Here is a 26,355-nt window from a genome sequence, read left to right as displayed (position 1 = left end):
CCTCCGTCTCATCCTGTAAACGTTTCCGGGAGTGTGCGCCGCGTCCACCAGGCAGGTCAAGAGCTCGTTACGAAAACGTTTCCAACCGCCGGAGGACGGCTCGCCACCGTACATTCGTGAGCCATGTCGGGCGATGTCACCTCCCTGTCGACGCAGATCGCCGGATGGTTGCGGGAGAACGCGCCGCTCACGTTCGAGAAGCTGAACCCGCCAGCGGATGAGCCGGCACTGGCCGAGCTCGCTTCGGCGTTGAACACCGAACTCCCGGCGGACCTCTCGGAACTGCTTCGCAACTTCGACGGCTCCGACGCACGAGACGTCACCGGCGTGATCCTGCTTCCGCCGGGCTACCAGGTGATGGGCAGCTCGGAGATCGCAAGCGACACTCGCCAGCGAGCGTCGATCTGGGGCGACGCCTGGCAGCCCACGTGGATCGCGTTCGGAAACGACCTGTGCGGTGGCTGCCTCGTCCTCGACACCGGGCCACAGCCACCGTACGGGCGGATATTCCAGTTCGACGAGATCGACGGCCCGTTCGGATTCGCGTGGGGCAGCCTGACGGATCTGCTCACCGAGATGTTGGCCCTGGTCGAAGGACGAGCGGTCCGCCTGGCTCACCGGATCCCCTACGACTATCCCCGCGCGCCGGATCCCCTGAAGCCGGTTGTCCAGAATGGGGAGTTGGAGTGGGAGGTGGGATAGCAATTCCGCTTCGGTGACCAGATCACCTGTCGACGGGAGCGCCGTCCTGAGCGATGTCGCCGGCCGGCGGGCGATCGAGCCCCGGGAACGCCGCCCGGCACACGGCGGCCACGGTGCGGAAGGCCGGGCCGTGCGCGTACATGGCGGCGGTCAGCGCGTCGACGGCGGCAGCCAACGAATCGTCGTTGGTGGCCTGGGTGACGGTGGGAAACGCCAGGTCACCAGCCCGGATGGCGACCCGGGCCAGGCTGTACCGGGCTTTCGCCTCGCCCGCCGGGTCACCGGCCGCCCGGGCCCGCTCGATCTCGGCCTCGCTCATCCGCACCACGGCGTCGGTGTCACCGCGCCGGAAGGCCGAGCGTACGTTCTCACTGAAGTTCACTGGTCACTTCCGACGTGTGGGTCATCAGGCGGTGTGCGTACGCACCCAGTCGAGGACGGGCTGGGCGACCTCGCGCCAACCGCTGTCGAAGACCAGGGAGTGGCCGCGATCGTCGAACGTGCGGTACTCGGTGTTGCCGCCCGGGCGGTAGAGCTCGGCGGCCTGCCGCGCCACCACCTCGGGGATGGTGTGGTCCCGGCCACCGCCGATGATCAGTAGCGGTCCCCGGTTGCGGTCGTCGAGGTCGACCGCGACGGGCGACGCCGGGTCCTTCTTCGCCGCGGTCAGGTCGAAGATCGGCCGGCCCGGGCCGCGGATCGCCCAGCGGTCGTAGAGCTGGTCGGACTCCTCGCGGCTGACGGCGTTGCCGAAGCGGTACCGGAACTGGCGGCGGCTCAGCATCACCGCCCGGTCGCGGTTGGCCTTGCGACGCAGCACCGGCAGCGCCGACCAGACCTGCGCGAACGGAAGTGCTCGGACGCCCTTGATCGGGGCCGGGTCGATCGCCACGGCGGCCCGGGCGACGCCCGCGGCGAGCAGCTTCTGGGCGATGAGCCCGCCGAACGAGTGCCCGATCACGATCGGCGGTTCGCCGAGCCGCGCGATCCGCGTGAAGTGGTCGGCGATCTCGCGGACGCCGTAGCCGGCGACATGCTGCGGCTGTCGCCGCGTCTGGGTGACGGTTTCGCCGTCACCGGGCCAGCCCGGTGCCTCCGCCTCGAACCCGGCCGAGCGGAAGAGGTCGAGCCACGGATCCCAGGCGCGGGCGTGGATCCAGAGGCCGTGCACGAAGAGAACACGAGTCGCCACGGAATACTCCTATGAACGGACGGATAGAAAGAACGGTCGTTCTCCCTAGGCTCAGACCGTAGCCTTACCCCTCCCCTTCAGCAAGTGGTCGACATGTGAGAGAAAGAACGGTCGGTCTGGGGTGTAGGATGCAGTCATGGCGAGCACCAGGCAGTCAGCGCCCCGCGACCACCTCCTCGCGACCGCGAGCCGGCTGTTCTACGACAACGGCATCAACAGCGTCGGGGTCGACCGCGTCCTCAAGGAGGCCGGCGTCACCCGCGCCACCCTCTACCGGCACTTCGCCGGCAAGGAGGCGCTCGTCGTGGCGTACCTCGAACGCGAGGACCAGATGATCCAGGCGCTCTGGGACGAAGGGCTCGGCCGGGCCGTCTCAGCCGATCACGCACTCGAGATGGCCATCGAAGGCATCGCCGACGACGCCCACCGGCACCACACGCGCGGCTGCCCGTTCATCAAGGCGGCCGGCGAGTTCCCCGACCCCGAGAGCCCGGTGCGCCGGGTGATCGACAAGCACCGCGCCTGGTTCCACGCCGAGTTGCGACGCCTGCTCACCGAGGCCGGCCGCGACGACGTCGACGCCAAGGCCGAGACCCTCGCCATGCTGCGCGACGCCCTCATGATCGGCTGCTTCCTCGACGACCCCGACGTCACCCGCCGCACGTTCGTCCGCAATGCGCGCTGGGTGGCGGGCCTGCGCTGAGCGGAACCCGACCGGTGCACGGCTGGCGGGGTTCACCTCCACGGAAAGCGCCGGCCACCCGGAAACGGCCCCCCGGACGGGTACTTCTCGGGTGATCGCACCCGTCCACGGCCCTCCCACGCTGCTAGCGTTCGGCGGTGTCCGCAGGCCCCGAGGAGGTCCAGCCGAAAGGTCCCGCTCACCAGCCGGCCGACGTCGGTCGACTCGCGGCGTTCAGCGACGGTGTCTTCGCCATCGTCATCACCCTGCTGGTGCTCGAATTGCGGGTACCCGAATACCACCAGGGTGAGCTGCTCGCGTCGCTCGGCAAAGAGGCCCCGTCCCTCCTGGCGTTCGTGGTGTCGTTCGTCTACATCGGCGTCCTCTGGCTCAACCACCACGCACTGCTGCGGCTGGTCCGCGGCACGACCCTCGCGCTCAGTTGGATCAATCTCGCCATCCTCTTCGGCGCGGTCATCATCCCGTTCCCGACCGCGGTTCTCGCGTCGGCGCTCGTCGACGGCGACACCGACGACCTGCGGGTGGCGGTCGTCATGTACGCGCTGGCCGCGGCGCTGATGTCGGCGCCCTGGTTGGTCTTCTTCGCCTACCTGCACCGCCATCCGATGCTGCGCGCGGAGGACGTCGGCCCAGACCAGGTCCGCGCGCAGGAGGCCCGCCCCATCACCGGTCTCGTGCTCTACGGACTGGCCGGGTTGCTCGGCTGGGTCGTGAGCCCGCTACTGGGACTCCTCGGCATCATTGTGATGATCATTTATCACGGCGTGACCAGTGAAGGCCTCCGCACCGGAGCGCTGCGGTGGGTTCGCCGTCGAGGTTGAGGCACGGCGGAAGGTCCGCACGGCGCAGCCGGACCCGCGACACCGGTCGGCGTGACCGCTGAGGTCAGTGCGGCGGACGCAGGTGGGTGTGCCGGCTCTTGCGCCCCGCCTCGTACGCGGCCCGGGCGGCCCGCCCCTGCTCGGTGGTGGAGACCTCGGCGACCGGAACGTCCCACCAGGCGCCGGCATCCGGACCCGCCTGGAACCGGTCCGTCCGCACGTGCACCACGCTGGTCCGGGTCGCCGCCGTCGCCGTCGCCAGAGCCGCCCGGAGCTGCGCCATGGTCGACACCCGGATCAGGTCCGCGCCGAGGCTCGCCGCGTTGACGCCGAGGTCGATCGGCAGCGGCGCACCGGCCCGGTCGACGTAGGCGGTGCCGAGCCGGTGCGCGCCGACGTTCTCCGACAGCCGGCCGATCGAGGCGAAACCGGAGTTGTCGACCAGCACCACGACCAGCTTGACGCCCAAGGCGACCGCGGTGGCCAGCTCGCTCGGCAGCATCAGGTAGGACCCGTCGCCGACCAGCACGAACACCTCGCGCTCCGGCGCGGCGAGCTTCACCCCGATGCCGCCGGCGATCTCGTAGCCCATGCAGGAGTAGCCGTACTCGACGTGGTAGCTCTTCGGGTCCCGGCTGCGCCACAGCCGATGCAGGTCGCCGGGCATCGACCCGGCCGCGCACACCACCACGCCGCCTGCGCCGGCAGCGTCGTTGACCGCACCGATCACCGCGGTCTGGGTCGGCCGCGCGTCAGGTGCGGCCTGCCGGGCGCTGTCCGCCACGGCCGACCAGCGCTCACGCAGCCGCGCCACCGACGCGCGGTACGCCGGCCCGGTGGCCCAGCCGGCGCAGGTCTCGTCGAGGGTGGCGAGGCTCTCCCGGGCGTCGCCGACGACCTGGGTGCCGGACAGTTTCGCCGCGTCGAAGCTCGTGACGTTCAGGTTGACGAACCGGACGTCGTCGCCGAAGAGGGTGCCGGAGGCGGTGGTGAAGTCGCTGTACCGGGTGCCCACCCCGATCACCACGTCCGCGCCGGCCGCGACCTCGTTGGCCGCGGTGGTCCCGGTGACGCCGACCGCGCCGAGGGCGAGCGGGTGGTCGTACGGCATCGCGCCGGTGCCGGCCTGGGTCTCCGCCACCGGCACCCCGTGCTCCTCGGCGAACCGGCGCAGCACCTCGGTCGCCCCGCTGTAGATCACCCCACCGCCGGCAACCACCAGCGGCCGGCGGGCCGCTCGCACGACCCCGGTCGCCCGGTCGACCGCCGCCTCGTCGGCGCGGGGGCGCGGCACGTGCCAGACCCGTTCGGCGAACAGCTCGTCCGGCCAGTCGTACGCTTCGGCCTGGACGTCCTGCGGCAGGGCGAGGGTGACCGCGCCGGTCTCCGCCGGGTCGGTCAGCACCCGCATGGCGGCCAGCAGCGCGGCCGGCAGCTGTTCCGGCCGGTTGATCCGGTCCCAGTAGCGGGAGACCGGCCGCAGCGCGTCGGTGACGCTGACGTCGTAGGAGCGCGGGTCCTCCAGTTCCTGGAGCACCGGGTTGGCCACCCTCGTCGCGAAGATGTCGCCCGGTAGCAGCAGCACCGGCAGCCGGTTGACGGTCGCGCCGGCGGCGCCGGTGACCAGGTTGGTCGCGCCGGGGCCGATCGACGTGGTGCAGGCCAGGGTGCTGAGCCGGTCGGTCATCCGGGCGTACGCCGCGGCGGTGTGCACCATGCCCTGCTCGGTGCGGCACAGGTGATAGGGCAGGTCCGAGCCGGCGGTGGCCAGGGCTTCACCGATGCCGGCGACGTTGCCGTGGCCGAAGATGCCGAAGCACGCCGGGACCAGCCGTTGCCGTCGCCCGTCGCGTTCGGACCACTGCCGGGCCAGGAACCTCACCACCGCCTGCGCCACCGTCAACCGGCCCATCACGCCTCCTTCGTTCCGGGCCGGGTCAGCGGCAGCCGCGGGTCGACCGGCTGGCCGGCCCAGCTGCCCCGGATCCAGCCGTGCCGCGGATCGTCCACACAGGCCATGGTGCGCTCCGCGCCGGGCCCGGCCAGCACGTTGAGGTAGTACAGGTCGTAGCCGGGCGCGGCCATCGACGGCCCGTGGTAGCCGTACGGGACGAGCACCACGTCACCGGTACGCACCTCGGCCAGCACGTCGATCGGCCGGCCGGCCGTGCCGTAGACCCGCTGGTAGCCCACCGGACCCGCACCGGGCGTGCCACCGGCCACCTCGAAGTAGTAGACCTCTTCGAGCGCCGCCTCCACCCGTCCGTCGTCGTGGGTCCGGTCCTCCTCGTGCTTGTGCGGCGGGTACGACGACCAGTTCCCGCCGGGGGTGAGCACCTCCACGGCGACCAGCCGGTCGCAGTCGAAGGCGTCCGGTGCGCAGAAGTTGTTGACCTGCCGGCTGGCCGGCCCGGCGCCGCGCAGTTCCACCGGCACGTCCCGGGCGGCACCGTAGCGGGGCGAGAGCCGGCGGGTGGCCCGGGCCGACGGCAGCGCGAGACGGCCCTCGCCGCGGATCGTCGCGACGGCGTCCCGGGGCAGGTAGGCGAAGTCGGTGACCGCGGCGAACACCGACTCGCGCCCGGTCAGGTTGAGCCGCAGCCCGTCACAGCGCACGGTGGCGGCGCCGGCCAGCGGCAGGACGAGCATCTCCTCGTCGCCGGTGGCGAAGCTGACCTCGCCGCCCGCCGGCAGAGTGAGTACCCGTAGGCCCGCGTACCGCCATCCGGCCCGCTCCGGAGTGACCTCCAGCGCCCATGGCGAGCGGGCCGTGCCGCCCCACGGCAGGTACGCCTCGCCGGTCCTCACGCGTCCTGCCCCGTGGGCAGCAGCGACCCGGCGAGGTCCACCGCGGCGGCCACGTCGTCGTCGGGCGGGTAGAGCAGCGCCCGGCCGACCACCAGGCCGCGCACGCCGGGCAGCCGCAGCGCCCGCTGCCACCGCGCGTACACCACGTCCGGCGCCTCCACCGGGTCTCCGCCGAGCAGCAGGACCGGCAGGGTCGTGGCGGCGACCACCCGCTCCATCTCGTCGATGGCCGGCAGCTTCAACCAGGTGTACGCGCTGGTCGCCCCGAGCGCCTGCCCGACGCTGACGCCCTTGATGACCGATTCCGGGCGCAGGTCGGCGTTGACCCGGGCACCGTTGCGGACCACCCACAGCGGTTCGACCAGGGCCACGGTGCGGTGGGCCGCGAGCGCGGTGACCGCCCGGGCGCAGGCCTGGAGGGTCGAGGCGGTGCCGGGGTCGTCCGGGTCGATCCGGCAGAGCATCTTTCCGCCGTCGTAGCGCATCGTGGCGATGCTGTCGGCGTCGTAGGCGGTGAACCGGTCGTCGAGTTCGAAGGTGGCGCCGGAGAGGCCGCCGCGGTTCATCGAGCCGATGGCCAGGCGGTTCTCCAGCGCGCCGAGCAGCAGCAGGTCCTCCAGGATGTCCGGGGTGCCGAGCACGCCGTCCACGCCGGGCCGGGACAGCGCCAGACGCAGCCGGTCCAGCAGGTCGGCGCGGCCGGCCATGGCCATCGGTCGGTCCCGTACACCGAGGGCGCCCCGGGCCGGATGGTCGGCGGCGATGACGAACAGCGGCCGGCCGGGGTCGGGCCAGGGCCGGCGGGTACGGCGGGCGGCGGCTTCGGCGATCGCCTGTGGCCGGTGGGCGCGGGTGCGGGTCAGCGCGTCGTACTCGGTGCTCACCGGTCTTCTCCTCCCGGGGCGGCGGTCGACGGTGCCGGTCGCGGCGCGGCGGACCGGGCCAGCGCGGCGGTCTCGGCGTAGTCGGGCATGGCAGCGGAGCAGGCCAACCGGGACGCGACGATCGCGCCGGCGGCGTTGGCGAAGCGCAGGGTGTGCTCCAGCGGCCAGTCGCGCAGCAGCCCGAGGCAGAGCGCGCCGCCGAAGGCGTCGCCCGCGCCGAGCCCGTTGACCACCTCGACCGGCACCGGCGGCACCCGTACGGTCTGCGCGTCGGTGCGGGCGAGGACCCCCGCCGGGCCGAGCTTCACCACCGCGAGGCGCGGCCCCCGGTCGAGCAGGAGCCGGGCGGCGTGTTCGGGGTCCCGGGTGCCGACCGCGATCTCCACCTCGTCGAGGTTGCCGACGGCGACGGTGACCTGTGGCAGTGCCTCCGCGATCGCCGCCGTGGCCGCCGCTGGGTCCGACCAGAACGTCGGACGGTAGTCCAGGTCGAGCACGGTGTGTGGGCGCCGGTCGCGGGCGGCCAGCGCGGCGGCGTGGGCGTCGCGGCTCGGCTGCTGGCACAGGCCGGTGCCGGTGAGCCAGAAGACCCGCGCGGAGGCGACCGCGTCGAGGTCGAGTTCCTCGGGCCGGATCTGAAGGTCGGGCGCGGTGGGGGTGCGGTAGAACCAGAGCGGGAAGTCGTCCGGCGGGAAGATCTCACAGAAGGTGATCGGGGTGGGCAGCCCGTCCACCGGGCGGACGTGGCTGTCGTCCACGCCGAACTCGCGAAGTGCCTTGTGCACGTACCCGCCGAAGGCGTCCGCCCCGGTACGGGTGATCACGCCGGCGCGCAGCCCCTGGCGGCTGGCCGCGACGGCCACGTTGGTGGGACTGCCGCCGAGGAACCTGCCGAAGGTCTCGACCTCGGCCAGCGGCGTGGCGACCTGCAGCGGATAGATGTCCACCCCGACCCGGCCGATGGTGAGCACATCGAGCATGCGGCGCCCTTCGTCCCGGCCGGCGACGGCGCGCCCGCCAGCCCGCTTTCGTCCCTGACAGGTAACAGTGCTCCGCGAGTTGTGTCAATGTGTTGTCATGACATCCGTCCTCTGCGCGCAGTGACCGCTTCGGTACAGTGACGCCCGTCCCCCGAGATCCCCGCGCGTCGCACAGCGAGGAGGTGCCGTGAGCGGCCCCGAGATCGCGGTCGACCGGAGCAGCCCGGTCCCGCTCTACTTCCAGGTGGCGGAGCAGTTCGCCGCGGCGATCCAACGCGGCGACCTGGCGCCCGGTGACCGCCTGGACAGCGAGTTGCAGCTGGCGGACCGGCTCGGGTTGTCCCGCCCGACCGTCCGCCAGGCCATCCAGCACCTGGTCGACAAGGGACTGATCGTGCGCCGTCGCGGGGTCGGCACCCAGGTGGTGCGGGGCGAGGTGCGACGGTCGGTCGAGCTGACCAGCCTGCACGACGACCTGCTGCGCGCCGGCCAGCGACCGTCCACATCGGTGCTGGAGTTGGCTACCGTGCCGTGCCCAGCGGAGGTCGCGGCCGCTCTCGGGGTCCCGCCCGGCAGCGAGGTGCAGCACCTGCGCCGGCTTCGGTTCGCCGACGGCGAACCCCTCGCCGTGATGGAGAACTGGCTCCCGCTCGACCGGGTGCGGCTCACCATCGACGCACTGCAGGGCAACGGCCTGTACGGGATCCTGCGCGCCGGAGGCATCCGCATCCGCGGCGCCCAGCAGCGCATCGGCGCCCGGGCGGCGACCGGGGCCGAGGCGCAGATGCTCGGCGAGCGACGCGGCGCGCCGCTGCTCACCATGACCCGTACCGCGTACGACGACCAGGGGCACTACGTCGAGCACGGCGCACACATCTACCGGGCCAGCCGCTACTCCCTCGAGGTCACCGTCGCCGAGCGGTGACGGTGGATGTTTCTGGTTCATTTCAGTGACAGGTATTTACGTCGTCAAGCTGTCATGACATTGTGGCCGCAAGCACCGCCGGCGGCGGACGTGCGGCCGGCGGGCGACCCCGCGAGTCTCTTCGAAGTCTCTCCTTGCGAAGGGAAACAGCCCATGTCAGCCAAGCCGAGACACGCAGCGGGCGTGCTCGCCGCGTTCACCGCCGTCGCCCTCGCCGTCACCGCCTGCGGCGACTCGTCCGAGCCCGCCGGCAAGGACGCCAAGAACATCACCCTCACCATCTCCGCCAACGCGATCGCCGGAGGCAAGAACGCCGCCGGTGCGGAGTGGATCGAGAAATGGGTCATTCCCCGGTTCGTCGAGGCGCAGCAGGCCAAGGGCGTCACCGCCAAGGTGACGTTCGTGCCGAGCGGCGTCGACGACGAGCAGTACAAGACCAAGCTGGCCCTGGACCTGCGCTCCAAGGGCGGCGCCGACGTGATCGCCGTGGACGGCATCTGGGTGGGCGAGTTCGTCCAGGCCGGATACCTGAAGCCGCTGTCGGAGGTGGCCGGCGACCAGGTCGACTCCTGGGAGGGCTGGTCGCAGATCCCGGAGAGCGTGCAGGGCCTCGGCAGCTTCGAGGACAAGCGCTACGGCATCCCGCTCGGCACCGACGGCCGGGTCCTCTACTACAACAAGAAGCTGTTCGCCCAGGCCGGCCTGCCCGCCGACTGGCAGCCCAAGAGCTGGCAGGAGATCCTCGACGCCGGCGCCAAGCTGAAGGCGCTGCCCGGGGTGACCCCGATCCAGATCAACGCCGGCACCGCGATGGGCGAGGCCACCTCGATGCAGGGCGCGCTGCCGCTGCTGGTCGGCGCCGGCGGCGAGATCTACGCCGACGGCAAGTGGGCCGGCGCCAGCCAGCCGGTCAAGGACATGCTCGACTTCTACACCAAGGTCTACGGTGGCGGCCTGGGCGACCCGAAGCTCCAGCAGGAGGCGAAGGGACGGGACAAGTCGTTCACGGAATTCGCCGCCGGCAAGATCGGCATCCTGGCCGAGGGCGACTACTTCTGGCGCAGCGTGGTGAACCCCAAGGACGGCATCGCCAAGATGGCCGACCGGGACACCACCGTCGGCTACGCGATGATCCCCGCCAAGCAGCCCGGCGCGGGCATCCGCGGCCAGGACTTCGTCAGCATGTCCGGCGGCGGCGTGCGGGTGCTCAACCCCAACTCGAAGTTCCCGTCGCAGGCGTGGGAACTGCTGTCGTTCATGCACTCGGCGGAGGCGGTCAAGGCCGAACTGGCCGGCGCCACCCGGATCACCGCCCGCACCGACGTGAACAAGGAGGTGCTCGCGGCCGACCCGATGCTCAACTTCGTCGCCGAGAAGGTGCTGCCGATCACCGCGTACCGGCCGCCGCTGGCGGTCTACCCGCAGGTCTCGGTGGCGTTGCAGGAGGCCACCGCCGACGCGACGGCGGGCAGGAGCGTGGACGAGGCGGCCAGCGCGTACCAGAAGAAGGTCGAAGGGATCGTCGGTGGCGCAGGCAACGTCACCTCCTGACGAAATGGTCGAGGGAGCGCGCCCGGTCACGGGCGCCTCCCCCGCCCCCGACGCCGCCGGGCTCGGGCGGGCCCGGGCCACCGGGTTCCTCGTCCCCGCCATGGTGCTGATCCTGGTCTTCCTGGTGGTGCCGGCCGTCTGGACGATCTACCTGGGCGTCACCAACTACCGGCTGACCGGCCTCGCCGCGGCCAACCCGGAGATCGTCGGCCTCGACAACTACACCGAGGCGCTGGGCGACGAACGGTTCCGCACCTCGCTGCTGCTGACCCTGCAGTTCGTCCTCGGCTCGGCCGTCATCGGCCAGGCCGGGCTCGGCTTCGCCATCGCCTTCGCGCTGCGCGACCGCCGCGGCCCGCTGCGCCGCGTGGTCGAGGGTTTCGTCCTGCTCTCCTGGATCCTGCCCAGCTCGGTGGTCGCCTTCCTGTGGATCGCGCTGCTCGACCGGGACGCCGGCACGCTCAACGCGCTGCTCGGCATCCCCGGAATGGCCTGGCTGCTCGACTACCCCATGCTGTCGATCATCATCTTCAACACCTGGCGCGGCACCGCGTTCTCGATGATGCTCTACGCCGCCGCGCTGGAGAACGTCCCCCGCTCGCACCTGGAGACCGCCCGGCTGGCCGGCGCGTCGACCTGGCAGCAGCTGCGCGACGTGGTGTTCCCCCGCATCCGCGGGCACGTGCTGACCAACCTGCTGCTGATCAGCCTCTGGACGTTCAACGACTTCGCGCCGTTCCTGATCACCGCCGGCGGCCCCGAACAACGTTCGGAGATCCTGCCGGTCTACGTCTACAAGGTGGCGCTCTCCGGCGGCGAACTCGGCTTCGGCGCCGCGATCTCGTTCATCATGCTGCTGATCAACCTGGTCATCGCCCTGGTCTACCTGCGGCTGCTGGGCCGGCGGAAGGAGTCGGCGTGACCGTCACCACCGCGAGGCCCACGCCCGCCACCGATCCGACCGGCGAGCGGCCCACCATCGCGGTTCGCCACGTGCTCGCCCGGATCGGCCGCTACACGTTCCTCTGCGCCGTCCTCGGCTTCTTCGCACTGCCGCTGCTCTGGCTGGCCACCGCCCCGTTCGACGACACCCCGACCGTCACCGCCTCGCTCCCGCAGTTCACCCTGGACAACTTCCGCACCCTGCTGGACAACCCGTACGCGCTCAGCTCGCTGCTCAACTCCGTCTACCTGGCCGGCGGCACCGCCGCGCTGGTGGTGACGTTCGCCGCGCTCGCGGCGTACGCGCTGAGCCGGGTCCGGGTGCCCGGCCGCGACGCGCTGCTCTACGGGCTGCTGCTGCTGTCGTCGATCGTCACCGGCACCGCGACCATGGTGCCGCTGTTCGAGCTGGCCTTCCGGCTCAACCTGATCGACTCCCGGCTCGGCGTGATCCTGATCCTCAGCGGCGGGCTGCTACCCGCGGCCATCTTCATCCTCAAGGACTTCATGGACTCCACCCCGACCTCCTACGAGGAGTCCGCCCGGGTCTTCGGCGCCAGCCCGTTGCAGATCATGCGGCACATCGTGGTGCCGGTCGTCCGCCCCGGCCTGGCCACCGTCGGGGTGTGGGCGGTCGCCAACGTCTGGGGCAACTTCCTGGTGCCGTTCCTGCTGCTGCGCGGTCCGGACAAGGCCCCCGCCGCGGTGATCATGTACACCCTCTACACCGAGGGCGGCCAGGCCGACCTGCGGCTGCTCTCCACCTTCTCGCTGCTCTACTCGCTGCCGGTGGCGCTCATGTTCGTCTTCGTCAGCAGCCGGTACGGCTTCCGCTTCCACGGAGGGATCAAGCGCTGATGTCCGCCATCACCATGCGCGAGCTGACCAAGGTCTACCCCGGCGGGGTACGCGCCCTGGACGCCCTCGACCTGGAGATCGCCGACGGCGAGTTCTTCGCCCTGCTCGGCCCCTCCGGCTGCGGCAAGACCACGCTGCTGCGGACCATCGCCGGGCTGGAGGTCGCCTCCGGCGGCAGCGTACGCATCGGCGACCGCAACGTCACCAACCTGCCGCCGGGAAAGCGGGACGTGGCCATGGTCTTCCAGGACTACGCGCTCTTCCCGCACATGACCGTCCAGGACAACATCGCCTACCCGCTGCGGATCAAGAAGGTCGACCGGCGTGAGCGCGCCGGCAAGGCCGCCGAGACCGCCGCCGAACTCGGCCTGTCCACGCTGCTGCAACGCCGCCCGGGGCAGCTCTCCGGCGGCCAGCAGCAACGCGTGGCGCTCGCCCGGGCGATGGCCTGCCACCCGCAGGTGTTCCTGCTCGACGAGCCGCTGTCCAACCTCGACGCCCGGCTCCGGTTGGAGGCGCGGACCTTCCTCAAGCGCCTGCAACGGGAACTCGGCGTCACCACCGTCTTCGTCACCCACGACCAGGCCGAGGCGCTCGCCCTGGCCGACCGGATCGCGGTCATGGAGGGCGGCCGGATCCGCCAGGTGGGCACCCCGACCGAGGTGTTCCGCCGTCCCGCCAACACCTTCGTCGCGGGGTTCATCGGCTCCACCCCGATGAACCTCCTCGACGCCCGGGTGCACGGCGGTGAACTGGCCGTGGGCGGGGCACGGCTGCCGCTGCCCGACGACGCCCACGGCCGGGTCACCGACGGGGAGCGGCTCGTCTACGGCGTCCGCCCGGAATACCTCGAGTACTCCCCCACTCCCGTCCCCCGGGCGCTGAGCGGGCAGGTCGTGGTGGTGGAGAACCTGGGCAGCGTCTCCCTGGTCTCGCTGGACGTCCCCGTCGACGACGACGGCAGCCGGGCCGGCGCGGACGACGACGCGAGCGGCACCGGCGCCGCCGGCCGGACCAGCGTGCAGGTCGTCGTCGCGGAGGGCCGCGAGCCCGAACCGGGCGACACCGGCTGGGTGGTGCCCCGACCCGGCCGATCGCTGCTCTACCGCGACGGCAACCTGGTCACCGACGCCGAACCGGCGAGCGTGCCGACGCCCCGGGCCGGCGCTACCGTGCAGGGCTGACCATGGTCGCGCACCGGGGCAGGTGGACCCTGCAGGACCGCGCCGACGGCGTGATGCGGGCCCTGCCGGTCACCGTCGCGCCCGGCACCGCCGCGCTCACCGTCCGGCTGGACTACCCGCGTGCGGCCGGGGTGCTCGATCTCGGCTGCGTCGGCCCGGACGGCTTTCGCGGCTGGTCGGGTGGCGCCCGGGACGGCTACACCATCGCCGCCGACTGGGCCACCCCCGGCTACCTGCCCGGTGAACTGGAACCCGGCGAGTGGCAGGTGCTGCTGCGGCTGCACCGCATCCCGCCCGACGGGCTGGATTACGAGGTCACCGCCGACACCAGCGGCACACCGCCGCCGGCACCCGAGCCGCCGGCCGCGCCGCCGCGCCCCGACCTGCCGCCGCGCCGGGACCTGCCCGGCGTCGACGGCCGCCGCTGGCTGGCCGGTGACCTCCACGCGCACACGGTGCACAGCGACGGGGCGCACTCCGTCGACGAGCTCGCCGCGCTCGCCGCCTCCCGCGGCCTGGACTTCCTCGCCGTCACCGACCACAACACCGTCAGCCACCACCCGTGGCTGCCGGCCGCCTCGGCGCGCTACGGCCTCACCCTGCTGCCCGGCCAGGAGGTGACCACCGACCGGGGGCACGCCAACGTCTTCGGCCCGGTGAGCTGGGTCGACTTCCGCCGACCGCCCGACGAGTGGCTCGCCGCCGCGCGCCGCGACGGCGGGCTCATGTCGGTCAACCACCCGCTCGGCGGCGACTGCGCCTGGCGCCAGCCGCTGGCCGACCGCACCCCGCTGGTCGAGGTGTGGCACTCCGGCTGGTGGGACCGCACCTGGGGTGCCCCGCTGGCCTGGGCGCGGGCGTGGGCGGCGGACGTCGTACCCGTCGGGGGCAGCGACTTCCACCGGCCCGGCGCCGACGCGTTCCCCGGCTCCCCGACCACCTGGCTGCTCGCCGATCGCGACCTCCCGCCCGGGGACGCGGTGCTCGACGCCCTGCGCGGCGGCCGTACCGCCATCTCCGCCGACCCCGACGGGCCGCTGCTGCTGCGGCTCGGCGACGAGCTGCTGGCGCTCGGCGCCGACGGCGCGTTGCTGGCCTACCCGGACGGCCGACACCGGCTGGTCCGCGGCGACCGGTGCCTGCTACCGGCCGGCGACGGGCTGCACGTCCTGGAGTCCCACCGCATGGAGGTGATCGCACTGTGCCGCTGACCGGACGCACACGGGTGGCCGGCGCCCCCGTCAACTACGGCATCTACCAGCCCACCGGCGCACCCGTCGGCCCCGACGACCTGCTCGCGGCGCTGGCCGACGACGGATACACCGGGGTGGACTCCGGCCCGATCGGCTACCTCGGCACCGGCGAGACCCTCGCCCGCCGGCTGGACGCGGCCGGCATCGGGCTGGCCGGCGGCTGGGTGGACCTGCGCTTCGCCGACGCGGCCGGCTTCGCCGAGGACCTGGCCCAGCTCGACGCCGCGCTCGACGTGTTCGCCGCCGCGCCGGCCGACGACCCGCGTTTCGTACCCCGACCGACGCTGGCCTGCCCCGGCAACCCGGCCCGGATGGCCCGCCCCGGCACCCCGACCGACCTGGCGTCGGCGCTGCCCGCCGCGGCCTGGCCGGACTTCGCCGCCCGGGTGCGGCAGGCTGCCGGCCGGTGCCGCGACCGCGGCCTGGAACCGGCGTTCCACTACCACCTCGGCACCGACGTGGAGACCGAGGCGGAGGCCGACCGGTTGCTCGAACTCACCGACATCGCCATCTGCCTGGACACCGGGCACCTGGCGCTGGCCGGTGGCGACCCGGTCGCCGCGGTACGCCGCTGGGCCGGGCGGATCGGCCAGGTGCACCTGAAGGACGCCGACCTCGCCGTCCACGCCCGGGTCCGGGCGGCCGGCGGCGGCCTGCCGGACGTGGTCGCCGCCGGCGGCTTCTGCGCCCTGGGCCGCGGCGACGTCGACCTCGCCGGGGTGCTCGCCGGCCTCGACGACGTCGGCTACACCGGCTGGCTGGTGATCGAGCAGGACAGCCCCGAGGAGAGCCGGGACCTGGACCGGATCCGCGCCGACCAGCACGCCAACCTCCGGTGGCTGGAGGGGGCGCTGCGATGACCGAGCCGGGCAAGCGGATCCGGATCGCGGTGGCCGGGCTGGGCATCATCGCCCGGACCGTGCACCTGCCGCTGCTGCAACGCCGTGACGACCTGTTCGAGATCGTGGCGCTGGCCGACCTGTCCCCGTCGCGGGTGACCGAGCTGGGCCAGCGGTACGGCGTCGAGCCGGCCCGCCGCCACACCGACGCGGCCCGGATGGTGACCGACGGCGGCTGCGACGCGGTGCTGCTGGCCACCTCCGGCTCGCACGGCGAGCTGGCGGCGCTGGCGCTGCGCGCCGGGCTGCCCGTGCTCTGCGAGAAACCGCTGGCCTACACGACCGCCGAGACGGCCCGACTGGCCGAGCTGGCCGCCGGAACCCCGGCGCTGATGGTCGGCTACATGAAGCAGTACGACCCGGCGGTGGCCGAGGCCGCGCGGCTGCTCGCGGACCTCGGCGGCGCGGAGCGGGTGCACGCGGTCGAGGTGACCGTGCTGCACGCCGGCGGCGACCGGCAGCTGCGCTTCGCGAACCTGCCCCCGGCCGCCGGCGACGTGCCGGCCGAGGAGGCGGCCCGGCTCTCCGCCGCCGACCGGGAACTGCTCGACGCCGCCGTCGGCGCCGACCCGGGCGCCCGCACCCTCTACCAGATTCTGATCAACAGCATCTCGCACGACCTGTCCCTGCTGCGGCTGTTCACCGGCGCACCGGCCACCGTCGAGCACGTGGCCACCTGGCCGCTCACCCCCGACGGCCCGGCCGAGCCGTCGGTGGAGATCAGCGGGCGGCTGCCCGGCGGCGCCCGCTACGGCGTCCGGTGGCTCAACCTGCCGGACTACCCCGCCTACCGGGAGACGGTCACCGTGCACCACGCCCGCGGCTCGCTGGAGCTCGTGTTCCCGTCGCCGTACCTGCTCAACGCACCGACCACGCTGACGGTCGTCGACGACCACGGCGACGGCGAGCGGCGGGCCGCGTTCCGGTCGGTGACCGAGGCGTTCGAGCAGGAACTGGTCGCGTTCCACGCGATGGTCACCGCGGCCGCCGCGCCGCTGACCGGCATCGTCGAGGGCGCGGCCGACGTACGGACCAGCCAACAGGTGGTACGCCGCTACGGTGAGCTGACCGGGGCGGCGATCGGCGGAGAGGCGGCGAGCCGATGACGCGACCGACCGAGATCATCGTGGTGCCACACACCCACTGGGACCGGGAGTGGTACGAGCCGTTCCAGCGGTTCCGGCTGCGGCTGGTGGCGCTGCTCGACGAGGTGTTCGACCGGATGGAGCGGGACCCGCGGCAGCGGTTCACCCTGGACGGGCAACTCGCCGCGGTCGACGACTACCTGGAGGTCCGCCCGGAACGGCGGGAGCAGGTGATCTCCCTGGTACGCGCCGGGCGACTGGCGGTGGGCCCGTGGCAGATCCTGCTCGACGAGTTCCTCTGCTCGGGCGAGAACATCGTCCGGAACCTGGAACGCGGGCTGAGCCGCAGCGCGGAGTTGGGCGGAGCCATGCCGGTCGGCTACCTGCCCGACATGTTCGGTCACATCGCCCAGATGCCGCAGATCCTGGTCGGTGCCGGGCTGGCCCACGCCTGCGTGTTCCGCGGCGTACCGGAGCGGATGCGCCGTCACGCCTTCGCCTGGGAGGCACCCGACGGCACCACCGTCCGGACGGAGTATCTGCCCGGCGGCTACGGCAACGCCGCCGGCCTGATGGACGACACCGCGCAGGTCACCCGCCGGGCCGACGACCTCGCGACGAAGCTGGCCGGGTGGCGGTTCGAGGGTGCGGACACCCCCGCGCTGGCCATGTACGGCACCGACCACGCGGCACCGGCACCGGACGCCCCCGACCTGCTCGCCGCCGCCGATCTCGCCGACACGCGGTTGCGGCTGGGCACCCTCACCGAGTACTTCGCCACCCAGCCGGCCACCGTCGACGGCCTGCCGGTCGTCCGCGGCGAGCTGCGCTCGCACGCCCGGGCCAACATCCTGCCCGGCGTGATCTCCGTCCGCGGCCACCTCAAGCAGGCGATGAACCGCGCCGAGCGGCGCGTCGAACGGTACGCCGAACCGCTCGCCGCGCTGACCCACGACGCGTCCGTGCGGCGCTTCCTCGACATGGCCTGGACCCGGCTGATCGACGCGAGCTGCCACGACTCGGTGACCGGCTGCGGCTGCGACGAGACCGCCGAACAGGTCGCCGCCCGCCTCGCCGAGGCCGACCAGCTCGGCCGGGCGGTCTGCGACCTGGTCGGCGCGCGGCTGGCCGCGGCCGTGCCCCGGGACGGTCACCTGGTGTTCAACCCCACCCCGACGGCCCGCACCGCGCTGGTGCACCTGGACGTGGCGGCACCGGCCGACAGCACGGTGGCCCTGGCCGACGCGGCCGGCCGCAGCGTCGCGGCCCAGGTCCTCGACCGGAGCCGTACGCTGCTCGCCGACGACGTGGTGCCGGCGGCCGACCTGCCGGCCGTGCTCACCCGGGTGCACGGCCGGGAACTCTACGGCCAGGAGGTCGCCGCCTGGTCCGTGTCGCCCGAGGACGCCACCCTCACCTTCCACGTGGCCCGGCACGGCGACCCCGCCTTCGACGTGGAGGATGTCCGCTCGGCGCTCACCGCCGCCGGGCCGCGCGACAGGTGGCGGGTGCGGATCCTCGCCGAACCCCGGGCCACCGTCGCCGCTCTCGTCGAGGTGCCGCCGCTGGGCCGCGCCGCGGTCCGGCCGGTGCCCCTGCCCGCCACCGGGGAGCCGGCGGCGGCCCCGGTGACGGTGGCCGGGCGCGCCCTCGACAACGGCCTGCTCCGCGTCGATGTCGCCGAGGACGGCACCCTGACGCTGACCACCGCGGACGGCGTCACGGTGGACGGAGTGGGCCGGATCGTGGACGGCGGTGACGTGGGCGACAGCTACAACTACGCCCCGCCGGCCGCCGACGAACTCGTCGACAAGCCACGGGCGGTGCGCACCTCCGTGCGCCACGACGGGCCGCTGGTGGCCGTCGTGGACGTGGTGCGGGAGTACCGGTGGCCGGTGGCCGCGGACGTCGACGCCGGCTCCCGCGCCGTGGACCGCGAGCCGATCACCGTCACCACCCGGGTCGAGCTGCGCTGCGGCGAGCGGTTCGTCCGGCTGCGCGTCGAGTTCGACAACCGCTGCGACGACCACCGGGTCCGGCTGCACCTGCCGCTGCCGTCGCCGGCCGACAGCTCCTACGCCGAGGGCCAGTTCGCGGTGGTCGAGCGGGGCCTGACCGCGGAGGGCGGCGGTGGTGAGGTGCCGCTGCCCACCTTCCCCGCCAACGGGTTCGTCGCCGCCGGCGCACCGGACGGGGCGCTGGCGGTGCTGCTGACCCAGCCCACCGAGTACGAGCTGACCGACTCCGGCCACGAACTGGCGGTCACGTTGCTGCGCGCGATCGGGATGCTGTCCCGCAACCGGCACGCCCTGCGCGACGAGCCGGCCGGTCCGCAGCTGCCCACCCCCGAGGCGCAGTGCCGCGGCGCCCGCACCGTCGAGCTGGCGGTGCTGCCGTACCGGGGTGCCTGGCACGGGGCCGGGGTGCTGGCGGCGGCCGAGGCGTACCGGCACGAGCTGCTGGCCTTCGCCGGCGCGGCCGACCCGGGCACCGCCCTGCCGGCAGCGACGAGCGGGTTGTCCGTCGACGGTCCCGGCGTCGCGCTGACCAGCGTGCGGGACCGCGCCGGCCGCACCGAGGTGCGGCTGGTGGCCCAGACTCCGGTGGACACCACCGCCGTGCTCGGCGGCGCGACCATCCGCGCGGCGTGGTGGGCGGACCTGCTCGGCCGGGCCGGCGAACCGGTTACCGTGGACGGTGACGGGCTGGTCCGGCTGCCGCTGCGGGCCTGGGAGATCGCCACGGTGCAACTCGACCTGACCTGACGGCTCGAATTGGGCGGTTCATGTTTGACGTGATCATTGCCGGGGGCGGACCGACCGGCCTCATGCTGGCCACCGAGCTGCGGCTGCACGGCGTGCCCGCGCTCGTGCTGGAGAAGGACGCGGAGCCGACCAGGGTGGTGCGGGCGCTCGGCCTGCACGCACGCAGCATCGAGGTGATGGCCCAGCGCGGTCTGCTGGACCGGTTCCTCGCGCACGGTCAGCAGTACCCGGTCGGTGGCTTCTTCGCCGGCATCAACAAGCCGCAGCCGGACCGGCTGGACACCGCGCATCCGTACGTCCTGGCCATCCCGCAGACCATCACCGATCGCCTGCTGGCCGAGCGGGCCACCGAGCTCGGCGTCGAGATCCGCCGCGGCTGCGAACTGGTCGGGCTGAGCCAGGACGAACACGGGGTGACCGTCGAGCTGGCCGACGGCACCCGGTTGCGCTCGCGCTACCTCGTCGGCTGCGACGGCGGCCGCAGCACGGTGCGCAAGCTGCTGGGTGAGATGGCGGTGGCCGCGGCGCCGGAGGCGGTGGCCGCCGTGGTGGCCGAGGTCCGCAGGACCCAGCTGCGGTTCGGCGCCATACCTCTCGGGGAAGGGGTGTACCGCGTCGTCGTGCCCGCCTCGGGGGTGGCCGAGGACCGCACGGTCCCGCCGACTCTCGACGAGTTCAAGCAGCAGCTGCGGGCCACCGCCGGCACCGACTTCGGCGTGCACTCGCCGCGCTGGCTGTCCCGGTTCGGTGATGCCACCCGGCTGGCCGAGCGCTACCGGGTCGGCCGGGTGCTGCTGGCCGGCGACGCGGCGCACATCCACCCGCCGGCCGGCGGACAGGGCCTCAACCTCGGCCTGCAGGACGCGTTCAACCTCGGTTGGAAACTGGCCGCCGAGGTCAACGGCTGGGCCCCGGAGGGGCTGCTGGACAGCTACCACACCGAACGGCGCCCGGTGGCGGCCGACGTCCTCGACAACACCCGCGCGCAGATGCACCTGATGTCCACCGAGCCGGGTCCGCAGGCGGTGCGCCGGCTGGTGTCGGAGCTGATGGACTTCGAGGAGGTGCACCGGCACCTGATCGAGAAGATCATCGCGATCGGGGTGCGCTACGACTTCGGTGCGGGACATGACCTCCTCGGCCGGCGGCTGCGCGACGTGCGCCTGGAGCGGGGCCGCCTCTACGCGCTGATGCACACCGGTCGCGGCCTGCTGCTCGACCAGACCGGCCGGCTCTCGGTGGACGGCTGGGCAGACCGGGTCGACCACGTCGTCGACGTCAGTGCGGACCTGGACGTGCCCGCGGTGCTGCTGCGGCCGGACGGCCACGTGGCGTGGGTCGGCGCCGATCAGCCGGACCTGCTCGGCCAGTTGCCTCGGTGGTTCGGCGGTGCCGGCTGAGCAGGGCTACCGGTCGTGCTCGGTCGGACGGGCCATGGTGGACAGGGCGTCCTGGGGCGCCGCCGCGCGGAGGTAGTCGCGGCGCATCGTGCGCCGTTCGCGGCGGCACCGTCGGCACGCCCACGGCAGTGGCCACCACCGGCCGCAGATCCAACATTTCACGTCGATCCCCCCTGGGGACACCGTACGCGGATCGGTGGCCTCATCGGTTGCGTCCACGTTTCGGCCACCGCCCGACCTGCCGGCTCCGATGCCGCGTCCCGGCGGGACGGCCTGGACGGAACGGGCCGCCACAGCGCCGTGGCGGCCCGTTCCCGATCGCTCCGCCGGCCGACGACCGACGGTCGTGGTCAGGACGTCGGAATGGCGTCGGCCGGTGGTGTGACCGGCGGCTCGGGGAACTCCCTGACCTGTTCCTCGCCGTCGTCGGTGAGGTAGGTCGGACCGAAGTAGGCCTGCACTCCGTTCTGCACCTTGGTCAGCCGGACGCCGCTGTAGCCGGCGTGGACGAACCTGGTGTACCGGAAGGGGGTCACGCCGGGCCCCCGGAACCCGCCCTTCTGCACCGCCTCGACCAGCTTCTCGCGCGTGAGGTCCGGGCCGGCGGTGAGCAGCGCCTGCACGAAGGTGTACGCCATCGAGTAGCCGTAGATCGCGTTGCCGTCGAGCGGGTTGGCGGCGTTGTAGTGCTCGTGGATCTTCCGGAACGCCCGGATCCAGGGATCGTTCGCGTCGCCGGCCATCGGCAGGTAGTTGTCGGCGATCATGCCCTCCAGGATCGCCTTCTTGTCGCCGAGCTGCGTCGACAGCGTGGTGTAGTCGGCGCCCACGTTGGACACGATCCACTGGGCCTTGAAGCCCTGGGCGGCGGCCTGACCCATGGCGAGCGCGGTGAAGCCGGGAATGGTAGCGGCGACGACCACCTCGCAGCCGGCTGCCTTCAGGGCGCCGATCGCCGGCCCGACCTGCTGGTTCGTGGTGGTGTAGGTCTGCTTGGCCGCCACCGGGCCGAGGATCTTCTCGACACCGGCGAGGGAGTCGCGCCCGAAGTCGTCGTTCTGCCCGAAGTGGCACACCTTCCGGCTCGGGAACTCCTTCTTCACGAACGTGGCGAGGATCTTGCCCTCCACCGTGTAGTCCGGCTGCCAGCCGAAGGTGGTCGGGTACCTGTCGGGCTGGTTCCAGGTGCGGCTGCCGGAGGAGACGAAGAGGTCCGGCACCTTCTGGGCCTTGACGAACTCCAGCACGTTGGTGTGGGTGGGGGTGCCCAGGCCGCCGAGGAGCGCGAAGACCTTGTCGTCGAGGACGAGCTTTCGGACGACGTTCTCGGTGTTGGCGGGGTTGTAGCCGTCGTCCATCACCTTGTAGACGATCTTCCGGCCGTTCACCCCGCCCTTGCTGTTGACGTGCTCGAAGTACGCCTTGGTGGCGGCGGAGATTCGGGAGTACCCGGGAGCGGCCGGGCCGGTGAGGGGTTGGTGGGTGCCGATCAGGATCTCGGTGTCGGTGACGCCCGGGACGTTGTCGGCCGCCCGTTGGGCGTCGTCGGCGCAGGCCGAGGCGCCGGCCAGCAGCGCGAGGCCGGTGGCGGCCGCGAGGCAGCGACGTGCGATGGGATACATCGTTCTCCTGTCCTGTGCGAGGTGGTGGGGTGGGTGCGACCGGTGGCTCAGCGGCTCGGGACGCGTCGCCGGAGCCGCGCGACCAGCGAGCGGGCGGCGCCCTGCAGACCGGCCGGGGCGACGATCATGACGACGATGAGGATCAGCCCGAACACGGCGAGGGCGAGGTTGCCCTCCAGCCGCTGGGCGAGGCCCGCGGGCAGGGCGAAGGTCTCGGTGATCCGGCTCGGCAGGTCCTGCAGCGCCACCAGCAGGATCGCGCCCCAGACCGCGCCGGTGAGGCTGCCGAGGCCGCCGATCACGATGGCCATCAGCAGGAACAGCGAGAGGTCCAGCGCGAACTTGCCCGGGGCGACGGTCGCGGTGAGCACGGCGTACACCCCGCCGCCGAGGCCGGCGCAGGCGGCGCTCACCACGAAGGCGAGCACCTGGGTACGGGCGACGTGGACGCCGGCGAGCCGGGCGGCCACCTCGTCGTCGCGGACGGCCCGTAGCGAGCGACCGAAGCGGCTGGCCACCAGGTTCGCCATGAGCAGCATCGTCAGCAACGCCGCGACCAGCGCGATCCAGGCCAGCCAGCGCTCGGGCTGGAAGTACGCGCCGAGGAACGCCGGCGGCGTCTCGGTCGGGAAGCGCAACCCCTGTTCCCCGTTGAAGACCTCGGTGAAGATCGTCGTGACGGCCGGGACCAGCGTCGCGACGGCGAGCGTGACACCGGCCAGGTACGGCCCGCGCAGCCGGGCGGCGGCCAGCCCGATGACGAGTCCCACCACCGCGGTCACCGCGACGGCGAGCAGCAGCGACAGCGGCAGGACCCACCGGCCCTGCACCGCCCGTTCGTCGAAGGCCTGCCGGGTCAGGGCCACGGTGTACGCGCCGGTCGCCATCAGCGCCCCGTGTCCGAGGGAGAGTTGGCCGTTGAGCCCGACCAGCACGGTGTAGCCGGCGGTCACGCAGAGGAACGCGCAGACCCGGGCCACCTGGAGGTTCTGGTACGGCTCGAGCTGGTTGGTCACCAGCACGACGACGGTGCCGGCGAGCACGGCCAGGATCAGGTGCCGCAGCAGGGTGGAGCCGCCCGTGACGGGGTTGCCCGGCGGGCCGGGCAGCAACCGGCGCAGCGGCGACGGCCGGGCGGGCCGCGGGTCTGCTGTGGACACGTCGGTCCGGGTGGCGGTCACACGTGTCTCGCTTTCACGCTGGAGAAGAGGCCACCGGGGCGGACCAGGAGGACCGCCAGCAGCAGGACGAGGACGGCCAGCGGTGTGGTGTCGGGGCCGAGGTAGCCGGTGACGTAGGACAGGATCAGGCCGACCAGCAGCCCGCCGACCACGGCTCCGGCCGGACTGTCCAGGCCCCCGACCACGGCGGCGGTGAACGCGACGACGAAGACCAGGTCCATCGCGTGCGGGTGGAGTCCCAGCCCGGTGGGGATGACCAGCATCCCGGCGAGGGCGCCGACCGCGGCGGCCAGGGCCCAGCCCACCGTGAGCATGCGACCGACGTCGACGCCGAGCAGTCGGGACACCTCGGGCGCGAAGGCGGACGCCCGCATCCGCAGCCCGATCGACGTCCGGGTGAACAGCAGCGCGAGCAGCACCACGACCACCATGACCGCGCCGAACACCCACAGGTCGTACGGGGAGACGGCGGCGATCCCGCCGATCGACAGGGCGTCGGTGTCGAACGGTACGGTCGCCGGCCGGTACTCGTTGCCGAAGACCATCCCGAGCACCGCCTGGATCAGCAGCACCAGGCCGAGGGCGACGATGACGTCGCCCAGCGGGTTGGCGGGCCCGACGAAGCGCATCAGCACCCGTTCCACGAGCGCGCCCAGGGCCAGGCCGGCCAGCACGGCCACGCCCAGGCCCAGCCAGTAGGAGCCGGTCGCTGAGGCGACGGCGTAGCCGACGTAGGCCGTCGCGACCGCCATCGCGCCCTGCGCGAAGTTGACCAGGCGTGCCGCCCGCCAGATGAGCACCAGGGCGAGGGCGAACGCCGCGTAGACGGCTCCGGTGGACAGGCCGTCGAAGGTGAGGAACAAGAACCGGTCCAACCGCGGGATCCTTCCTGAGGAGGGGCTTGTCAGAACCCGAGGTACGCGTGGCGGAGCTGCTCGTCGTCCCGCAACTGCGCCGCCCCGGTGGCCATGACCACCCGGCCCAGGGACATGACGACCCCCTGGTCGGCGACGGAGAGGGCACTGCGCACGTTCTGCTCGACGAGCAGGACGGTCAGCCCGTTGCTGTCGCAGAGCCGGCGCAGCAGCGCCATGATCTGCGCGGTGACCCGGGGGGCGAGCCCGAGCGACGGCTCGTCGAGCAACAGCAGCTTCGGGCGCCCGACCAGCGCCCGCCCGAGGGCGAGCAGCTGCCGCTCCCCGCCGGAGAGCTGGTGCCCGGCGTGCCGGCGCCGCCGGGCCAGCGGCTCGAACAGCTCGTACACCTCGTCCTGCGCCCGCCGGGCGTCGGCGCGGTCCCGCCGCCACAGCCCACCGAGGCGCAGGTTCTCGTCGACGGTCAGTTCCGCGACGATGCCGCGCCCCTCGGGCACGTGTGCCAGGCCGCGCCGCACGAGGCCCTCGACGCGGACGCCGCGCAGGTCGGCGCCGTCGAAGAGGACCCGGCCGCCGGTGGGCCGGAGCAGGCCGGAGAGCGTACGCAGCAGGGTGGTCTTGCCGGCGCCGTTGGCCCCGAGCACGGCGGCGACCGTCCCGGCCGGCACGCTGAGCGTGACCTCCCGCAGTACCGGCACCGGGCCGTAGCCGGCGCTGAGCCCGTCGACCTGGAGGATGGGGTCGGCGCTCACGACCCGGCCCCCCGGCCCGGCGCGGCCCCGGTCACCTCGGTCGGGACGTCGGCGCCGAGGTAGGCCTCGGTCACCGTCGGGTCGTCGCGTACCTGTTCGGGTGGCCCGGCGGCGATGACCCTGCCGAAGTCGAGCACCACGATCTCGTCGCAGACGGACATGACCACGTCCATGTGGTGCTCGACGAGCATGATCGAGCACGCGCCGGCCACGCGGCCGGGCAGCGCGGTGATGAGCTCACCGAGTTCGGCGATGTCGTCGGCGCCCAGCCCACCGGCCGGTTCGTCGAGCAGGAGCAGGCGGGGTCCGGCGATCAGGGCACGGGCCAGGGCGACGCGTTTACGCACGGCGTACGGCAGGGTGGCGGGGGCTGCGGCGGCGTGCCGCGCGACGCCCAGCTCGGTCAGCAGGTCCAGGGCCCGTTCCCGCAGCCGCCGTTCGTCGCGGTCACTTCTCGGAAGGCCGAACAGGGCCGCGGCGAAACCGGCGCGGGCGGCGTGGCTCGCGCCGGCCATCACGTTCTCCAGGACGGTGAGGCCCGGGAACAGGCCGACGCCCTGGAGCGTGCGGGCGATGCCGAGACGGGTCAACCCGTGCGGGCGCGGCCGGAACGGTCGGCCGTCGAGGGTGAGCGATCCGCTGGTCGGCGCGACGAAACCACAGACCACGTTGAACAACGTCGTCTTTCCGGCTCCGTTGGGCCCGATGACGCCGACGATCCGGCCGGCGGGTATCCGCAGGGAGACGTCGTCGAGTGCGACGACCCCGCCGAAGCGGACGCCGACGCGGTGCAGCGCCAGGTCGATGCCAGCGGGGGTGCCGGATGGTGGGTGGCTCATCGTCACCTCGGGCTTTCCACGTTCGCTCGGTCACGTTCGCTGGACGCCGTACCGACCAGTCGGTATGTTCTGCGTCCGGCGACGGTAGCGAGCCGCCGGCATGTGCGTCAATGGGTAGACAGGTGGGACCTCGA

24 protein-coding genes are annotated in these 26,355 nt (G+C 72.9%); 13 read left to right on the top strand and 11 right to left on the bottom strand.

Annotated elements, in window-relative coordinates; all coding sequences use genetic code 11:
* The first annotated feature begins 123 nt into the window (after positions 1-123).
* On the top strand, positions 124-702 hold the full coding sequence (locus ACN26Y_RS18985) for an SMI1/KNR4 family protein (protein WP_422733163.1): 579 nt from the start codon (positions 124-126) through the stop codon (positions 700-702).
* Positions 703-724: 22 nt separating this feature from the next.
* Here the strand turns inward: ACN26Y_RS18985 and ACN26Y_RS18980 are convergent, their stop codons facing one another.
* Complete coding sequence (locus ACN26Y_RS18980) at positions 725-1,084, bottom strand: hypothetical protein (RefSeq protein WP_422733162.1); 360 nt, start codon at positions 1,082-1,084, stop codon at positions 725-727.
* A gap of 24 nt (positions 1,085-1,108) precedes the next feature.
* Positions 1,109-1,894: an alpha/beta hydrolase gene (locus ACN26Y_RS18975; protein WP_422733161.1), complete on the bottom strand. Its 786-nt coding sequence runs from the start codon at positions 1,892-1,894 to the stop codon at positions 1,109-1,111.
* Positions 1,895-2,030: 136 nt separating this feature from the next.
* Between ACN26Y_RS18975 and ACN26Y_RS18970 the strand changes: the two genes are divergently transcribed.
* Positions 2,031-2,597: a TetR/AcrR family transcriptional regulator gene (locus ACN26Y_RS18970; protein WP_422733160.1), complete on the top strand. Its 567-nt coding sequence runs from the start codon at positions 2,031-2,033 to the stop codon at positions 2,595-2,597.
* 137 nt (positions 2,598-2,734) lie between these two features.
* On the top strand, positions 2,735-3,418 hold the full coding sequence (locus ACN26Y_RS18965) for a TMEM175 family protein (RefSeq protein ID WP_155331568.1): 684 nt from the start codon (positions 2,735-2,737) through the stop codon (positions 3,416-3,418).
* A 64-nt stretch (positions 3,419-3,482) separates the two neighbouring features.
* Here ACN26Y_RS18965 and iolD read toward each other — a convergent pair whose 3' ends face one another.
* The 4 genes from iolD to iolC are packed head-to-tail and all read right to left on the bottom strand — an operon-like array spanning position 3,483 to position 8,090.
* Complete coding sequence (gene iolD, locus ACN26Y_RS18960; protein ID WP_422733159.1) at positions 3,483-5,330, bottom strand: 3D-(3,5/4)-trihydroxycyclohexane-1,2-dione acylhydrolase (decyclizing); 1,848 nt, start codon at positions 5,328-5,330, stop codon at positions 3,483-3,485.
* Positions 5,330-6,226: a 5-deoxy-glucuronate isomerase gene (gene iolB, locus ACN26Y_RS18955; protein WP_422733158.1), complete on the bottom strand. Its 897-nt coding sequence runs from the start codon at positions 6,224-6,226 to the stop codon at positions 5,330-5,332. Before iolB ends, iolD begins: the two co-directional genes overlap by 1 nt.
* Positions 6,223-7,110, bottom strand: a complete 888-nt coding sequence (locus ACN26Y_RS18950) for a Cgl0159 family (beta/alpha)8-fold protein (protein WP_155331565.1) — start codon at positions 7,108-7,110, stop codon at positions 6,223-6,225. The genes iolB and ACN26Y_RS18950 overlap by 4 nt, the downstream gene beginning before the upstream one ends.
* On the bottom strand, positions 7,107-8,090 hold the full coding sequence (gene iolC / locus ACN26Y_RS18945; protein ID WP_422733157.1) for a 5-dehydro-2-deoxygluconokinase: 984 nt from the start codon (positions 8,088-8,090) through the stop codon (positions 7,107-7,109). The genes ACN26Y_RS18950 and iolC overlap by 4 nt, the downstream gene beginning before the upstream one ends.
* 187 nt (positions 8,091-8,277) lie before the next feature.
* Here iolC and ACN26Y_RS18940 point away from each other — a divergent pair, with 187 nt between their 5' ends.
* The 10 genes from ACN26Y_RS18940 to rox all read left to right on the top strand — a co-directional run bounded on the left by ACN26Y_RS18940 (position 8,278) and on the right by rox (position 20,952).
* Entirely contained in the window at positions 8,278-9,015 is a 738-nt protein-coding gene (locus tag ACN26Y_RS18940; RefSeq protein ID WP_155331563.1) for a GntR family transcriptional regulator, read from the top strand.
* A gap of 153 nt (positions 9,016-9,168) precedes the next feature.
* Positions 9,169-10,566, top strand: a complete 1,398-nt coding sequence (locus ACN26Y_RS18935; RefSeq protein WP_422733156.1) for an extracellular solute-binding protein — start codon at positions 9,169-9,171, stop codon at positions 10,564-10,566.
* Between the two features lie 4 nt (positions 10,567-10,570).
* Entirely contained in the window at positions 10,571-11,488 is a 918-nt protein-coding gene (locus tag ACN26Y_RS18930) for a carbohydrate ABC transporter permease (protein WP_155334168.1), read from the top strand.
* Entirely contained in the window at positions 11,485-12,366 is an 882-nt protein-coding gene (locus tag ACN26Y_RS18925; RefSeq protein WP_422733155.1) for a carbohydrate ABC transporter permease, read from the top strand. The genes ACN26Y_RS18930 and ACN26Y_RS18925 overlap by 4 nt, the downstream gene beginning before the upstream one ends.
* A complete protein-coding gene (locus ACN26Y_RS18920) occupies positions 12,366-13,550 on the top strand; it encodes an ABC transporter ATP-binding protein (protein WP_422733154.1) in 1,185 nt (394 codons plus the stop codon). Before ACN26Y_RS18925 ends, ACN26Y_RS18920 begins: the two co-directional genes overlap by 1 nt.
* Positions 13,551-13,552: 2 nt before the next feature.
* A complete protein-coding gene (locus ACN26Y_RS18915; RefSeq protein WP_422733153.1) occupies positions 13,553-14,761 on the top strand; it encodes a CehA/McbA family metallohydrolase in 1,209 nt (402 codons plus the stop codon).
* Complete coding sequence (locus ACN26Y_RS18910; protein ID WP_230688634.1) at positions 14,752-15,663, top strand: sugar phosphate isomerase/epimerase family protein; 912 nt, start codon at positions 14,752-14,754, stop codon at positions 15,661-15,663. The genes ACN26Y_RS18915 and ACN26Y_RS18910 overlap by 10 nt, the downstream gene beginning before the upstream one ends.
* Entirely contained in the window at positions 15,660-16,808 is a 1,149-nt protein-coding gene (locus tag ACN26Y_RS18905; RefSeq protein WP_155331559.1) for a Gfo/Idh/MocA family protein, read from the top strand. Before ACN26Y_RS18910 ends, ACN26Y_RS18905 begins: the two co-directional genes overlap by 4 nt.
* Positions 16,805-19,552 carry a glycoside hydrolase family 38 C-terminal domain-containing protein gene (locus ACN26Y_RS18900; protein ID WP_422733152.1) on the top strand — a complete coding sequence of 916 codons (2,748 nt, stop codon included), beginning with the start codon at positions 16,805-16,807 and terminating at the stop codon, positions 19,550-19,552. Before ACN26Y_RS18905 ends, ACN26Y_RS18900 begins: the two co-directional genes overlap by 4 nt.
* 20 nt (positions 19,553-19,572) lie before the next feature.
* On the top strand, positions 19,573-20,952 hold the full coding sequence (gene rox / locus ACN26Y_RS18895) for a rifampin monooxygenase (protein ID WP_422733151.1): 1,380 nt from the start codon (positions 19,573-19,575) through the stop codon (positions 20,950-20,952).
* Between the two features lie 350 nt (positions 20,953-21,302).
* On the opposite strand, the gene ACN26Y_RS18890 is transcribed toward rox, so the two are convergent.
* From ACN26Y_RS18890 to ACN26Y_RS18870, 5 genes are read right to left on the bottom strand one after another with little or no spacing between them, the layout of a single operon-like run.
* Positions 21,303-22,574: an ABC transporter substrate-binding protein gene (locus tag ACN26Y_RS18890; protein ID WP_155331556.1), complete on the bottom strand. Its 1,272-nt coding sequence runs from the start codon at positions 22,572-22,574 to the stop codon at positions 21,303-21,305.
* Positions 22,575-22,621: 47 nt separating this feature from the next.
* Entirely contained in the window at positions 22,622-23,755 is a 1,134-nt protein-coding gene (locus ACN26Y_RS18885) for a branched-chain amino acid ABC transporter permease (RefSeq protein WP_155331555.1), read from the bottom strand.
* Positions 23,752-24,630 (bottom strand): branched-chain amino acid ABC transporter permease, encoded by an 879-nt coding sequence (locus ACN26Y_RS18880; RefSeq protein WP_155331554.1) that lies wholly within the window; start codon positions 24,628-24,630, stop codon positions 23,752-23,754. Before ACN26Y_RS18880 ends, ACN26Y_RS18885 begins: the two co-directional genes overlap by 4 nt.
* A gap of 29 nt (positions 24,631-24,659) precedes the next feature.
* Positions 24,660-25,382: an ABC transporter ATP-binding protein gene (locus ACN26Y_RS18875; protein ID WP_155331553.1), complete on the bottom strand. Its 723-nt coding sequence runs from the start codon at positions 25,380-25,382 to the stop codon at positions 24,660-24,662.
* Positions 25,379-26,221, bottom strand: a complete 843-nt coding sequence (locus ACN26Y_RS18870) for an ABC transporter ATP-binding protein (protein ID WP_155331552.1) — start codon at positions 26,219-26,221, stop codon at positions 25,379-25,381. The genes ACN26Y_RS18875 and ACN26Y_RS18870 overlap by 4 nt, the downstream gene beginning before the upstream one ends.
* Positions 26,222-26,355: the final 134 nt, after the last annotated feature.

It is taken from the genome of Micromonospora sp. WMMD558 (assembly GCF_049315255.1).
Lineage (GTDB): Bacteria > Actinomycetota > Actinomycetes > Mycobacteriales > Micromonosporaceae > Micromonospora.
This window is presented reverse-complemented; position numbering and strand designations above follow the sequence as displayed.